Source organism: Curtobacterium herbarum (assembly GCF_016907335.1).
Classification (GTDB): Bacteria; Actinomycetota; Actinomycetes; order Actinomycetales; family Microbacteriaceae; genus Curtobacterium; species Curtobacterium herbarum.
Genome location: NZ_JAFBBT010000001.1, coordinates 3407086 through 3420914, shown reverse-complemented (window position 1 = coordinate 3420914; position 13829 = coordinate 3407086). Strand labels below are relative to the sequence as shown.

General features: G+C 73.1%; 16 protein-coding genes. 12 read left to right on the top strand and 4 right to left on the bottom strand.

Translation table 11 applies throughout. From position 1 onward, the window contains the following. Window positions 1-49: 49 nt before the first annotated feature. A complete protein-coding gene (locus tag JOD51_RS16345; RefSeq protein WP_204610442.1) occupies window positions 50-553 on the bottom strand; it encodes a hypothetical protein in 504 nt (167 codons plus the stop codon). An 85-nt stretch (window positions 554-638) separates the two neighbouring features. Then, window positions 639-1370, bottom strand: a complete 732-nt coding sequence (locus JOD51_RS16340) for a DUF4232 domain-containing protein (RefSeq protein WP_259558337.1) — start codon at window positions 1368-1370, stop codon at window positions 639-641. Between the two features lie 168 nt (window positions 1371-1538). On the opposite strand from JOD51_RS16340, the gene JOD51_RS16335 reads away from it, so the two are divergent. Continuing rightward, a complete protein-coding gene (locus tag JOD51_RS16335; protein ID WP_204610438.1) occupies window positions 1539-1814 on the top strand; it encodes a hypothetical protein in 276 nt (91 codons plus the stop codon). A 23-nt stretch (window positions 1815-1837) separates the two neighbouring features. Here the strand turns inward: JOD51_RS16335 and JOD51_RS16330 are convergent, their stop codons facing one another. Then, entirely contained in the window at window positions 1838-2251 is a 414-nt protein-coding gene (locus tag JOD51_RS16330) for an NUDIX hydrolase (protein WP_259558353.1), read from the bottom strand. Between the two features lie 29 nt (window positions 2252-2280). Then, window positions 2281-3576 (bottom strand): glutamyl-tRNA reductase, encoded by a 1296-nt coding sequence (locus JOD51_RS16325; protein WP_204610436.1) that lies wholly within the window; start codon window positions 3574-3576, stop codon window positions 2281-2283. 74 nt (window positions 3577-3650) lie between these two features. On the opposite strand from JOD51_RS16325, the gene hemE reads away from it, so the two are divergent. The 11 genes from hemE (at window position 3651) to hemL (ending at window position 13750) form a co-directional block, all read left to right on the top strand. Further along, window positions 3651-4763 carry a uroporphyrinogen decarboxylase gene (gene hemE / locus JOD51_RS16320; protein ID WP_204610434.1) on the top strand — a complete coding sequence of 371 codons (1113 nt, stop codon included), beginning with the start codon at window positions 3651-3653 and terminating at the stop codon, window positions 4761-4763. Beyond that, complete coding sequence (locus JOD51_RS16315; RefSeq protein ID WP_204610426.1) at window positions 4760-6112, top strand: protoporphyrinogen/coproporphyrinogen oxidase; 1353 nt, start codon at window positions 4760-4762, stop codon at window positions 6110-6112. The genes hemE and JOD51_RS16315 overlap by 4 nt, the downstream gene beginning before the upstream one ends. A 118-nt stretch (window positions 6113-6230) precedes the next feature. Beyond that, on the top strand, window positions 6231-6497 hold the full coding sequence (locus JOD51_RS16310; RefSeq protein WP_204610417.1) for a hypothetical protein: 267 nt from the start codon (window positions 6231-6233) through the stop codon (window positions 6495-6497). Next, window positions 6494-6952, top strand: a complete 459-nt coding sequence (locus tag JOD51_RS16305; RefSeq protein WP_204610415.1) for a phage holin family protein — start codon at window positions 6494-6496, stop codon at window positions 6950-6952. Before JOD51_RS16310 ends, JOD51_RS16305 begins: the two co-directional genes overlap by 4 nt. A 51-nt stretch (window positions 6953-7003) precedes the next feature. Beyond that, window positions 7004-7243 (top strand): DUF3618 domain-containing protein, encoded by a 240-nt coding sequence (locus JOD51_RS16300; protein ID WP_239539903.1) that lies wholly within the window; start codon window positions 7004-7006, stop codon window positions 7241-7243. A 141-nt stretch (window positions 7244-7384) separates the two neighbouring features. Beyond that, window positions 7385-8158 carry a hydrogen peroxide-dependent heme synthase gene (gene hemQ, locus JOD51_RS16295; RefSeq protein WP_204610413.1) on the top strand — a complete coding sequence of 258 codons (774 nt, stop codon included), beginning with the start codon at window positions 7385-7387 and terminating at the stop codon, window positions 8156-8158. After that, window positions 8155-9390, top strand: a complete 1236-nt coding sequence (locus JOD51_RS16290) for a ferrochelatase (RefSeq protein WP_204610411.1) — start codon at window positions 8155-8157, stop codon at window positions 9388-9390. The genes hemQ and JOD51_RS16290 overlap by 4 nt, the downstream gene beginning before the upstream one ends. Then, window positions 9387-10466: a hydroxymethylbilane synthase gene (hemC, locus tag JOD51_RS16285; RefSeq protein ID WP_372378274.1), complete on the top strand. Its 1080-nt coding sequence runs from the start codon at window positions 9387-9389 to the stop codon at window positions 10464-10466. Before JOD51_RS16290 ends, hemC begins: the two co-directional genes overlap by 4 nt. A 109-nt stretch (window positions 10467-10575) precedes the next feature. Then, window positions 10576-11364, top strand: coding sequence for a uroporphyrinogen-III synthase (locus JOD51_RS16280; protein WP_204610409.1), 789 nt, complete (start codon window positions 10576-10578; stop codon window positions 11362-11364). Beyond that, a complete protein-coding gene (gene hemB, locus JOD51_RS16275) occupies window positions 11361-12416 on the top strand; it encodes a porphobilinogen synthase (RefSeq protein WP_259558357.1) in 1056 nt (351 codons plus the stop codon). Before JOD51_RS16280 ends, hemB begins: the two co-directional genes overlap by 4 nt. Then, the gene (hemL, locus tag JOD51_RS16270) at window positions 12413-13750 is read left to right on the top strand and encodes a glutamate-1-semialdehyde 2,1-aminomutase (RefSeq protein WP_204610407.1); all 1338 of its coding nucleotides are present in this window, start codon (window positions 12413-12415) and stop codon (window positions 13748-13750) included. Before hemB ends, hemL begins: the two co-directional genes overlap by 4 nt. The last annotated feature ends 79 nt before the right edge of the window (window positions 13751-13829 follow it).

Below are 13829 nucleotides of genomic sequence, written 5' to 3'. Positions count from 1 at the left end.
AGCACCGCACCGCGGAACACCAGCGCTGAACCCCCGAGCACCGCACCGCTCAGGACGCCGCGTCCCTGCGCTGCCGGTCGTGGTCCCCGCGCATCCGCCACCCGGCCATCGCGCGGGTGACCTTGCCGTGCGGAGACCGGGTCAGCACGGACCAGAGCGCGAGGGCGACCAGCACGATCGGGACGGTCGCGACGGCGAACACGATGCGCCGGCGGACCTCGCCACCGTCGTCGAGCCAGCCGACGTGCACGAGGTGCAGGAGCAGGAAGGCGAGCGTCGAGACGACGAGGACGATGCTGGTCCGCCAGTACCGTCGGACGGCGTCGCGGAACCCGAGGTCCAGGACGGCGCCCTCGGCGACTTCGACCGTCTCCCCGACGGTGAAGGTGTGGGCACCGGCGCGGAGCACCGTGCGTTCGGCGTCGGGGACGGCCGGCTGCCCGCGACGGGGGCGCTGCCACGCGACGTCCTCCAGGTGCTCGACCTCGTCGTCGATGACGAACCAGCCGCCCTCGAGGTCCTCGGGTCCGGTGACGATGCGGTGGCTGCTCACCTGCCCATGATGGCCGACCGCGCGCCACCCCACCGACCGCGGCCATCCCACCCGACCGCGCGCCACCCCACCGACCCGGCTACTGCTACTGCTGCTGCCCCTCCGGCACGAACGCCCGCACGGACAGCAGCTCAGCCGACTGCTGCCGGCACGCGGTGTACGCGGTGGACGCGATGAACAGCGACTGCTTCGACCCGGGCGGGTAGACGCGGAACCCGTCGGGCTGCCGCGTCGTGCAGTTCCCCGGCTCGAGGTTCCCGGCCTGCACGATCCGCAGCGGCGCGTCGGCCGTCTGCCCGGCGGCCAGGGTCACGGTCGGGTCCGCCCCGCTGCGGTCGAGCTTCGCGGGCGCCCCGATCTGCGTGCCGTTCCCGTCGCCGACGAAGGACACCCCCGGCCAACCCTGCAGCGTGCACGGTGTGCTGCCGGTGTTCCGCAGCGCCAGGTTCAGGTACACGCTGCCGGCCCCGCCACCGCCGCCGTCGACGATCGACCCGGTCAGCGACGACACCGTGCAGGTCCCCGCTCCGGAGGCCGTGCCACCGTCCGCCGGACCGGCCGCGGCGGCACCCGACCCACCGGTCGCACCCGATCCACCGGTCGCACCCGACGCCGACGGCGTGGACGACGGCGCCGCGGACGCCGGCGCAGCCGACGAGGCAGACGTCGGCGCGGCGGTCGTCGGCACAGCCGTCGGCGGCACCGAGGAGGCCCCACCACCGCCCGACCCACCCGTGCACCCGGTCAACGCGAGCACGACCGCCCCGACCGTGCCCGCCGTCCCGACCGCGGCGCGCAGCGTCCGCCGTCGGGTCACCTGTCCGCTGGATCCTCCGTCGCTCTGTCGCATGCCCGCCACACAACCACTTCCACAGTGGAACTGTCTCGCACGTCCTCCCATCCGCGCACCGACGTCCAGCGTCTTCGGGCAGGATCGGCACCGTGCACGTCGACGACGACGTGCGGACACGGAAGGCACAGACCGATGGCAGCAGGCAAGCACGAGGCAGCACGCGGCGACGACGACCGAGCGGACGGTGTGGACGCACGCGCCGGCCAGTTCGTGGACAGCGACATCCCCGGTGAGCACCGCGTCACCGACGACGAGCCGGTCGGCGAGTTCGTGTCGAGCGACATCCCCGGCGAGACCCGTCCGGAGCCCGAGGGCGAGTCGGGCGAGTACGTCGAGTCGGACATCCCCGGCGAGCCGCAGCCGGCCGGTCCCGAGGAGACCGGGCAGTACACCGACCGCGACCAGTAACGGCCCACCGCCCGCCCGGTCGGTCAGTCGACGAGGCCCGCCTGCGTCAGCAGGCGGAGCGTCTCGACCCCGGCCGGCGGGCAGCGTCCGGCGTCCGCAGCGGTGACCCACTCCACCTCGTCCACCTCGGCGGAGGCGACGGGCGTGGCGGCGTCGAGCGTGCCTCCCGGCCGGGCCAGGAACAGCGTCATCGCGACGATCGTCCCGGGAGCCTGCCCGTGGGCGGGCTCGGTGACGACGGCGAACTCGTCGACGTCGTCGGCGGTCAGGCGCAGGCCGGTCTCCTCGTCCGCCTCGCGCACCACGGCGTCGACCGCGGACTCGCCGGGCTCGACCTTGCCGCCCGGCAGGTAGAGGACGTCGCGCCCGCGGGCGCGGACCATCAGGACGCGGCGGTCGCGCACCAGCAGGAGGGCGCTGACCTCGAGGACCGGCACGGCCGGGAGGCCCGCACCACCCGAGCCGGTCAGCTCGCGTCCGCCTCGTCGTCGCGCACGCGCGCGGCCAGCGGGACCACCGCGGACGGCGCGTCCGAGACCTTCTCCGGGCGCACCCCGAAGAGGGCGTCGAGCGCCCCGGTGAAGTCGTCGCCGCGACCGGCGCGGCCGAGTTCCCGTGCCCGCACGGAGGGGCGGTGCAGCAGCACGCCGACCAGGTGCCGGAGCGCCCGCTCGGTCTGTTCCGCGGACTCGGGGGTGGTGTCGCCGCGGCGCTTCACGCGGTCGATCTCGTCGTCCAGGATGTCGAACACGTGCTTGCGCAGGGCGACGAGCGCCGGGGTCGTGGACTGCTCGAGTGCCTGCGCGCGGAACCGGGAGACGGCGTCGTCGACGATCGCGCGGGCTTCGGTCTCGGCGTTCAGCTCGGCGATCGGGGCGTGGATGCTGATCGTCTCGAGGTCGAGCAGCTCGACGCCCTCGACGTCGGCGGCGTCGGGGTGCACGTTGCGTGGGAGTCCGAGGTCGATGACGATCCGCCGGGCGCCGTCGTCGAGGTCGCACGCCTCGACGACCGGGACCTCGCTCGAGGTGCAGGTGATGACGACGTCGCTCGTGCTGATCGCGGTGCGGAGGTCGGTGGCGGCGACGAGGTCGTGCTTCGCGGCGAACCAGGGGGCGCGGCCGGACGGCGAGAAGACCTGGATCTGCTCGGCACCACGGTCGCGGAGGGCGGCGATGGTGGTCGCGGCGTAGCTGCCGGTGCCGACGAGCAGGACCCGGGTCGCGGCCCAGTCGGTGAGACGTGACGAGGCGAGCTCGAGTCCGAGGCGGACGAGCGACCGGCCGGCGGCGCCGATGCGGGTGCGGGTCTTGACCCCGCGGGAGGTGTGCGCCGCTTCCTGGAAGAGGCGTTCGAGCTCCGAGGTGGTGGTGCCGTTGCGGCGGGCGTCCTCGAGGGCGCGTCGGACCTGCCCGGAGATCTCGGTCTCGCCGACGACGACGGACTCGAGCCCGCTCGACACGGCGAACAGGTGCTGCACGACGTCGCCGCCGCCCAGGACCTGCACGGAGTCGAGGACCTCGTCCGTCTGCAGCTCGCTCGCCGCCGAGACGGCCTCGACCGTGGCGCGGACGGCGGCCTCGTCGTCGCCGGCGATGTCGAGGTAGGCCTCGAACCGGTTGCACGTGGCGAGGACGACGGCACCGTCCAGGACATCCGAGTCCGTGACGAGGTGGCTGGCGGCCGCGGGTGCTCCGATGCTCAGACGCTCCAGGAGGTCGAAGCTGGCGTTGCGATGCGACGCCGTGAGACAGATGAGCACGTCTTCAATCGTAACCCCGCCGTCCCGAGTGCCAGATCGGAGATCCGCCCTGTTCGCGGTGGGAGAATCAGCGGGTGACCGACGCGCTCCCGACCACCCATCCGCTCGCCGACGGCCGCACCGCGGGCTCCCGGCTCGTCCGGGCACTCCGGGGCGACCGACCGGAGACGCTGCCGGTCTGGTTCATGCGCCAGGCGGGTCGCTCGCTGCCCGAGTACCGCGACCTGCGGGTCGGTACAGCCATGCTCGACGCGTGCCTCGACCCGGCCCTGGCGTCCGAGATCACCCTGCAGCCGGTCCGTCGGCACGGGGTCGACGCCGGCATCTTCTTCAGCGACATCGTCGTGCCCATCAAGCTCGCGGGCGTGGACGTCGAGATCGTCCCCGGTCGCGGCCCGGTCCTCGGTTCCCCGGTCCGGACCGCGGCGGACGTCGACGCCCTCGGCCGGCTCGAGCCGGAGGCCCTGGCACCGATCTCCGAGGCCGTCGCCCGCACGGTCGCCGAGCTGGGCAGCACGCCCCTCATCGGGTTCGCCGGCGCACCCTTCACCCTGGCCGCCTACCTGGTCGAGGGCGGCCCGTCGAAGGACCACATCCGTGCCCGCACGATGATGCACGCCGACCCGGAGACCTGGTCGCGCCTGCTGGACTGGGCCGCCGACGTGTCGGGGGCGTTCCTCCGTGCCCAGGTGCTCGCCGGCGCCTCGGCCGCGCAGCTGTTCGACTCGTGGGTCGGCTCCCTGTCCCGGGCCGACTACGTCGAGCGGGTCGCACCGCACTCGGCGACCGCGCTGTCCCACGTCGCCGACCTCGGCGTCCCGCGCATCCACTTCGGTGTCGGCAGCGGCGAGGTCCTGGCCGACATGGCGACGGTCGGCGGCCACGCGGACGCGGTCGACGCGGTCGGCGTGGACTGGCGCCTGCCGCTCGACGAGGCCGTGCGGCGCGTCGGCACCGACGTCACCGTGCAGGGCAACATCGACCCGGCGATGCTCGCGGCCCCGTGGGACGTCCTCGAGGCCCACGTGCGCTCGGTCGTCCGGCGCGGTGGCGTGGCCCGGGCACACGTGGTGAACCTCGGCCACGGGGTGCCGCCGGAGACCGACCCGGACGTGCTGACCCGCGTCGTGGAACTCGTGCACTCGCTCGGCGACGGGACGGACGAGGCCGGGAGCGCCGCCGCATGACCGACGTCGTCGTGGTCGGGGGCGGGGTCGCCGGGCTCGTCGCCGCGCGGGACCTGGCGAAGGGCGGCGCGCACGTCGTGCTGCTCGAGGCGTCGGGGGAACTCGGCGGCATGATCCGTCGGCACACCGTCGCCGGGCTCGACCTCGACATGGCCGCGGACTCCTTCGCCACCCGGACGGACGCCGTGTCCTCGCTGGCGATCGAGCTCGGCCTGGGCAACGACATCGTCTCGCCGGATCCGCGCGGTGCGTGGCTGATGACCCGCGACGGCCGCACCGCCCCGATCCCCTCGACCGGACTGCTCGGGATCCCGGGGACCCCGATGGCCGCGGACGTCATCGCCGTCGTCGGCGGTCCCGCGGCACTCCGCGCGCAGATGGACGCGCTGCTGCCCTCGCCGGTCGGTGCGCGGGCGACGTCGCTCGGTGCGATGGTCCGGAGCCGGATGGGTGCGAAGGTCCTCGACGACCTGGTCGTGCCGGTCGTCGCGGGCGTGCACTCCACCCACCCGGACGACCTGGACCCGGACCGGGTCGCGCCCGGGCTGCGTGCGGCGCTGCAGCGCGAGGGCTCGCTGGCGCGTGCGGTGCTCGCCCTCCGGAAGCGTGCCGTGGCGGGCTCCGCGGTGCAGGGCCTCCGCGGCGGGATCGCCCGCCTGGTCGACGAGCTCGTCGCCGACCTCGACACCTACCGCGTCGACGTCCGGCTGCACACCCGGGTGACGCGCGTCGAACGGGCCGCGGTCGAGGCCACCTCCGCCGACGGTCGGACCGAACGACTGGCGGCGGACCACGTGGTCGCCACGGTCGCCGACCCCGCCCGGACGGCGGCGCCCCGGCGGTCCGGCATCGAGCTGCTCACCCTGGTGGTCGACCGGCCGGAGCTGGACGCCGCCCCCCGCGGCACCGGCATGCTCGTGCACCCCGCAGCGACGGGCGTCGCCGCGAAGGCGCTGACGCACGCGAGTGTCAAGTGGCCGTGGCTGGCCGAACGTGCAGCCGGGAGGCACGTCCTCCGTCTCAGCTACGCCCTGCCCCCGGCAGGTGCCGGCCAGGCGACCGGCGCTGCCGACGCGACGGGCGCGGACCCGGTCGCCACGAGCCTCCCGGTCGACCCCACCGGACCGGTGAGCACGCGCGCCACCGGCGACGCGTCCGCGCTGCTCGGTCTGCGCGTCGGACCGGAGCACGTCGTCGGCGCCGCGCGGGTGCTGTGGCACGGACCGGACGCCGAGGCGGCCGGGCTCGCGGAGGGGGTCGTCGGCATCGGTGAGGCCTCGTCCGGACGGGGGCTGTCCGGCATCGTGACGGCTGCCCGGCGGGCGGCTGAGCGCATCCTGGATTCCTGAGCGGACCGCTGACGCGCCGAGGGCTACTGTTGGGGGAACCGTCGGACACATGCCGATCGGTGCATGACCCCGCAACGGTGCATCACCAAAGCACACTGACCCCACGGAGGAATCGCTCATGCGAGGAAAGCTCCTTTTCATCACCGGCGCAGCACTCGGGTACGTCCTGGGATCGCGAGCCGGACGTGCCCGCTACGAGCAGATCAAGTCCGTCAGCGGCAAGGTCTGGAACAGCAACGGCGTCCAGAAGAGCGTCCACGACGTCGAGGGCTTCGTGCAGGACCGCACGCCCGACGTCGCCGACTTCATCGGTGAGCAGACCAAGAAGGTCGTCCGCAAGGTGAGCTCGAAGGCGTCGTCCAACAAGGGCTCGCAGATCTCATGACCGACATACGCGACCGGAAGTCGCGGTCGCTGTTCGGCCTCGTCAAGGACCTGCCCGACCTCGTCAAGGACCTGGTGAAGGGCGAGATCTCGCTCCTCAAGGCCGAGATGATCGGCAAGGCGAAGGTCTTCGGCATCGCGGCGGGCATCCTGGTGGCCGCCCTCGTCATCGTGCTGTACGCGATCGGCGTGCTCCTCACCGCAGCGGTGATGGGCCTGGCCACCGTGATGCCCGCGTGGCTGGCGGCACTGCTGCTCGGCGTGCTGATGCTCATCGTCGCCGGGATCCTGGGTCTCGTCGGCTGGAAGCGCCTGAAGAAGGGGCTGCCGATCACGCCGAAGCGCACGATCGCCAGCGTCAAGAACGACGTCAACGCCGTCAAGGGCCTGGGCAAGAAGCCGACCCCCGAGACGCAGCGCGGCTCCCGCAAGCCCGACGTCGACGGCCGGTTCTGACCCCGTCGTCCCGCTGACCCCCGACATCCCCACGACTCCACCGGAGGACCAGTGACCGACCCCAAGGACGAGCACGGCGACATCGCCGACCGTGTCGCCGCCACCCGTGCCCAGCTCTTCGACACGCTCGACGCGATCGAGGACAAGCTCAACGTCCCGAAGCAGCTCGGCATCGCGGCGTCGAAGGTGAAGCGCGGCGTCGACGAGAACCCGGTGCCGTACCTGGCCGGGCTCGCAGCGGGAGTGGCAGTGGTCGGGGGTATCGTCGTAGCGGCGCTCCGACGACGGTGAGCCACAGGCGGCGAGCCACCGCGAGCCACTGTGGAACCCCGCCCCGGACGCCCGCTCGGCGACGGGGACGGGCGACCCACACCCCTGGCAACCGTGCCGCTGGCGATCGTGCTCGCGGCCACCGTGGAGGACGACCGATCCATGAGCACTGACGTGCCCACACCAGCAGCCCACGCTGCCGCAGCCACCACTGCGGCAGTCGACACCAGCGCAGCGCACGAGACGGATCCCGCGTCCGGGATCGACCCGAACCTGCTCACCGCCTACGCCCTGTGGGCGGTGTTCCGCCGTCCGGTCGGCGCGGTCGCCCGTGGCGGTGACGACTCCGTCGCCGAACTCGACGCCGTCGTCGCCGCCGGTGCCGAGCGCGGTGTCACCATCCGCGGCTTCTACGACGTCTCCGGCTTCCGCGCCGACGCCGACGTCATGATCTGGCTGCACGGTGACGACGCGCAGGCGATCCAGGCGGTGCTGCGCGAGATCCGTCGAACGGCGCTGTTCCAGGACGCCGAGCCGGTCTGGCACGCGATGGCCATGCACCGCGAAGCCGAGTTCAACAAGCGGCACACGCCGGCCTTCCTCCGCGGCAAGGACCCCGAGGCCTGGATCACGGTGTACCCGTTCGTCCGGTCCTACGAGTGGTACCTGCTGCCCGAGGACGAGCGCTCGAAGATGCTGCGCGACCACGGTGTCGCCGGCGCCAAGTACCGCCGCGTGCTCACGAACACCATCGCCTCCTTCGCCCTCGGCGACTACGAGTGGATCCTGCCGCTCGAGAGCCCCGACCTGGTCGACCTCGTCGACCTGATGCGCGACCTCCGCTACACCGAGGCCCGCATGCACGTCCGCGAAGAAGTGCCCTTCTACACGGGTCGTCGCGTGACGACCGCCGAACTCCCGGAGGTGCTGTCATGACCGACACCAGCATGATCACGAACGGCCAACCCGTCCTCGCCGCCACCGCAGCGGCCGCGTCCGGACCCGAGCACGTCGAGCAGCCGACCGCGTACGACGCGATCCTGCTCGCCGGCTTCGGCGGACCCGAAGGTCAGGACGACGTCATCCCGTTCCTCCGCAACGTCACCCGTGGCCGCGGCATCCCCGACGAGCGTCTCGAAGAGGTCGCGCACCACTACCGGCACTTCGGCGGCATCAGCCCGATCAACGCGCAGAACCGTGCGCTCAAGGCCGCGCTCGAGACCGAGCTCGCCGCACGGGGCATCGACATGCCCGTCCTCTGGGGCAACCGCAACTGGGCGCCCTACCTCGAAGAGGCGTTCACCGAGGCGGCCGACAAGGGCTACACCAAGCTCGTCGCGATCGCCACGAGTGCGTACTCGTCGTTCTCCAGCTGCCGTCAGTACCGCGAGGACTACGCCCGCGTGCTGAACGAGACCGGTCTGATCGACACGATCCAGATCGACAAGATCCGCCAGTTCTTCGACCACCCGGGCTTCGTCCGGCCGTTCATCGACGGCGTCCGTGACGGCATGGCCCGTGCGATCGCCGAGAACGACGGCCTCGACGTCGCGACCGAGCTGCAGGTGCTGTTCTCCACCCACTCGATCCCGTCGACCGACGCCGCCCGCTCCGGCCCCGACTTCCGCGGGTTCGACGAGCACGGCGCGTACGAGGCACAGCACCTCGCCGTCGGTCAGGTCGTCCTCGACCAGGCGTGGGCGGAACTGCTCGAGCAGCCCGAGCACGCGCACCTGCAGGGCACGTCGAAGCCCGGCTGGAAGCTCGTCTACCAGTCCCGCTCCGGCCCCCCGACGCAGCCCTGGCTCGAGCCGGACATCAACGACTACATGAACGAGGAGCTCAAGGGCGGCCCGACCCGCGCCGTGCTCATCGTCCCGCTCGGCTTCGTGAGCGACCACATGGAGGTCATGTGGGACCTCGACGAGGAAGCCACCGAGACCGCCGGCGAGCTCGGGTACTGGTCGCTGCGCACGCAGACGCCCGGTGTCGACCCCGCCTACGTCTCCGGCCTGGTGGACCTGGTGCTCGAGCGGGTCAACGGCACGCCGAAGACCGAGCGTCCGCACATGACGGACATCGGGCCCTGGTACGACGTCTGCCGTCCCGGGTGCTGCGAGAACGTGCGAGCGGGGTTCAAGCCCGCCGCCGCCGGCGTCGCCCCGTGACCGGCGGCTCCACACCGAAGGACCCAGCACCGAAGGACCGCGCTTCCCGGACGGCGTCGGGCGCGCAGACCGCGATCCGGCTCGGCACCCGTGCCAGTCGGCTCGCGGTCGCCCAGTCGCAGGACATCGCCGACCGGCTGGCGAAGGTGTCCGGCCGGCCGGTGGAACTCGTCACCGTGACCAGCGAGGGCGACACGAACCGTGCCTCCCTGGCGTCGCTCGGTGGCACCGGCGTGTTCGCGTCGGCGCTCCGTGAGGCCCTCGTCGCGCACGAGGTCGACGTCCTCGTGCACTCCCTCAAGGACCTGCCGACCGCGCCGTACCCGGGCCTGACGATCGGGGCGGTGCCGAAGCGCGCCGACGCCCGCGACGTCCTGGTCGCGCGGAACGGTGCGACCGTCGAGACCCTGCCCGAGGGCGCGACCGTCGGCACCGGGTCGCCCCGCCGCGCCGCACAGCTCCGCGCCGACCGACCGGACCTCGACGTCGTCGACATCCGCGGCAACATCGACACCCGGCTCGCCCGCGTCGAGGACGACCTCGACGCGATCGTGCTCGCCGCCGCCGGACTCGGCCGCATCGGTCGACTCGACGCCGCGACCGAGCTGCTCGACCTGGGCTTCTGGCCGAGCGCACCCGGACAGGGTGCCCTGGCCGTGGAGATCCGCGCCGACGAGGACGACCGGAACCTGCTCGCCGCCCTGCGGAAGATCGAGCACGCTCCGACCCGACTCACCGTCACGGCGGAGCGCGAGATCCTGGCGAAGCTCGAGGCCGGCTGCTCCGCCCCGATCGGTGCGACCGCGGTCATCGACGCCGAGATGCTCCTGGTGTCCGCGACGGTGTACAGCCCGGACGGGTCCGAGTACCGGACGGCCTCGCACGCGGCGATGCTCGACGGCTCCGCGCAGGACCGTCTCGACGAAGCGCTGTCGGTCGCCGGCCGGGTCGCCGACGAACTCCTCGAGAACGGTGCTGCCGAGCTCGCCGACCTGCCCGCCACGAGCGGGCCCGGAACCGACGAACCGGACACCGGGCACACCGCCGGCCCCGGGCTGGCGACCCCGGCCGAGTAGGGCGGGCACCACGGACGACACCCGGAGCTCCACGCACACCAGCGCGGCGGACGGCGCACCGACCGCGGCTGCCGAGCCGGCCGACGACCGGTCCACCCGGCGCCCGGTCGTGCTCGTGCCGCGCGGTGGTGCGTGGGGCGACCGGGTCGCCGAGTCCGCCCGGGCACGGGGGCTCGACCCGGTGGTGGTGCCGCTCATCACGGACGAGCCGCCGGCTGACACCGGCGCGCTCGACGCGGCGATCGCCGAGCTGGCAGCAGCAGCCGCAGCAGCAAGCGCAGCCGCCGCAGTAGCCGGAGCCGGCGCCCCCGGCGCTGCCCGCCCCGCCGCCCCCTGGCTCGTGGTGACCAGCGCGACCACCGTGCGGGTGCTCGTCGGACGCATGGCGGGCCTCCCGTCCGGCGTCCGCGTCGCCGCCGTCGGCACCGCGACCGCACGGGCGGCCCGCGCGGCCGGCTGGCCCGTCGACCTGGTGCCGGACGACGCCTCGGCCGCCGGACTGGTGGCGGCCCTGCCCGACACCGTCGGACTCGTGGTGCACCCACGCTCGGACCTCGCCGCACCGACCCTGGCGGACGGCCTGCGGGAGCGGGACATCCCGGTCGTCGACGTCGTCGCGTACCGTACCGTGGGGACCGGCGACGAGCCGCTCACCCTCGACCCGGCGCCGGACGTCGTCCTCGTGACGAGCGGCAGCGTCGCTCGCGAAGTCGCCCGCCGACTCACCCCCCTGGCCCCGCGGACCCGGATCGCCTGCATCGGCCCCGGCACCGCCACCGAGACCCGCGCCGCCGGACTGCCCGTGCACGTCGTCGCGGCCGAGCGGTCCGCCGAAGCCCTCCTCGACGCCGTCGTCGAGTCCCTCGCCCCACACCCCGAACAGGAAGGTCACTCGTGACTGGACGCTTCCCCCAGGTCCGCCCCCGACGTCTCCGGGCCACCCCCGCGATGCGTCGACTCGTCGCCGAGACCCGGCTCCACCCCGCCGAGCTCGTGCTGCCGATGTTCATCCGCGAAGGCGCCACCGACGCCGTCGACATCACGAGCATGCCCGGGGTCCAGCAGCACTCCCTCGACTCGTTCCGCCGTGCCCTCAACCAGGCCGCGTCCGTCGGCATCGGGGGTGTGAACCTGTTCGGGGTGCCCGAGCACAAGGACGCCGTCGGGTCCGGCGCGACCGACCCGGACGGCATCCTCAACGTCGCGATCCGGGTGGCGAAGGAAGAGGTCGGGGACGCACTCGTCGTGCAGTCCGACCTGTGCCTCGACGAGTTCACCGACCACGGCCACTGCGGGGTACTCGCGACCGACGGCTCGGTCGACAACGACGCCACGCTCCTCCGGTACCGGGACATGGCGGTCGCGCAGGCCGACGCCGGTGCCGAGCTCGTCTGCATGAGCGGGATGATGGACGGCCAGATCGCCGCCGCACGCGACGCCCTCGACACCGCGGGTCACTCCGGCACGGCGCTCCTCGCCTACGCGGCGAAGTACGCCTCCGCCTTCTACGGGCCGTTCCGGGAGGCCGTGGCCTCCACCCTGCAGGGCGACCGCCGCACGTACCAGCTCGACTCCGGCAACGGGCGCGAGGGGCTCCGCGAGGTCGAGCAGGACATCGAGGAGGGCGCCGACATCGTCATGGTGAAGCCCGCCATGAGCTACCTCGACGTCCTCGCCCGCACCGCGGACACGTCCCCCGTGCCGGTCTGGGCGTACCAGATCTCCGGCGAGTACGCGATGATCACCGCTGCTGCCCAGAACGGCTGGATCGACCGGGACGCGAGCGCGATGGAGGCCCTCGTCGGCATCAAGCGCGCCGGTGCGGACGCGATCCTCACCTACTTCGCGGTCGACATCGCCCGCAAGCTGAACGACGAAGCGGGCCTGCGCACCTCCGGCAGCACCGCGGACGTCGCCGGCATCGCCACGACCGGGAAGGCACCCGAATGACCCCGACGACGACCACGAACGACCAGCTGTTCGGCCGTGCGAAGAACAGCATCCCGGGCGGCGTGAACTCCCCGGTCCGCGCCTACGGGTCGGTCGGCGGCACGCCCCGGTTCCTCGTGGACGCGAAGGGCGCCTACGTGACCGACGCCGAGGGGCGCGAGTACGTCGACCTCGTCGCGTCGTGGGGCCCCGCGATCCTCGGGCACGCCCACCCCGGCACGGTCGAGGCCGTGCAGCAGGCGGCGGCCCGCGGGCTGTCGTTCGGCGCCTCCACCCCGGGCGAGACCGAGCTGGCCGAGCTCGTCAAGCAGCGGGTGCAGGTCGACGGCGACGGTCCGATCGAGAAGATCCGGATGGTGTCCACCGGCACCGAGGCCACGATGACCGCGATCCGCCTGGCCCGCGGCTACACCGGCCGGGACCTCCTCGTGAAGTTCGCCGGGCACTACCACGGCCACTCCGACTCGTTGCTGGCCGAGGCCGGCTCGGGTGTCGCGACGCTCGCCCTCCCCGGCAGCGCGGGCATCACCGCCGAGACCGCCGCGCAGACCCTGGTGCTGCCGTACAACGACCTGGACGCCGTTCGTCGCGCGTTCGAGGAGCACTCCGAGCGCATCGCCGCCGTGATCGTCGAGGCCGCCGCGGCGAACATGGGCGTCCTGGCGCCCGAGCGCGGCTTCAACCGGGCGCTGTCGCAGATCACCAGCGCGAACGGTGCGCTGCTCATCGTCGACGAGGTCCTCACCGGCTTCCGGGTCGGACCCGCCGGCTGGTGGGGTCTCGAGGCGTCGAACACCGTCCCCGACGGCGCCGGGTGGAAGCCCGACCTGGTCACCTACGGCAAGGTCATCGGCGGCGGCATGCCCCTGGCCGCACTCGGTGGTCGGCGCGAGGTCATGGACTTCCTCGCCCCGCTCGGACCGGTGTACCAGGCTGGCACGCTGTCCGGGAACCCGCTGGCGGTCGCCGCCGGCATCGCCACGCTCCGTGCCGCGACGCCGGACGTGTACGCGCACCTCGACCGGACCGCCGACGTCGTGTCGCGGGCGACGAGCGAGGCGCTGTCCGCCGAGGGGGTCGCCCACACCGTGCAGCACGCCGGCAACCTGTTCTCGTTCGCGTTCACGGACACCCCGCCGCGGAACTACGACGACGTCCGCGCGCAGGACGTCTTCCGGTACGCGCCGTTCTTCCACAGCATGCTCGACTCCGGCATCACCCTGCCGCCGAGCGTGTTCGAGGCGTGGTTCCTCACCGCGGCCCACGACGAGCGTGCGGTCTCGCAGATCCTCGACGCCCTGCCCGCCGCGGCGAAGGCGGCGGCCGCCGCCTGACCCCCCGCGAAACGCAACGTCGGCGTCGTCGTGCAGCGCAGTACCGCTGCGAGATGGCGCCGACATTGCGTTTCGCGAG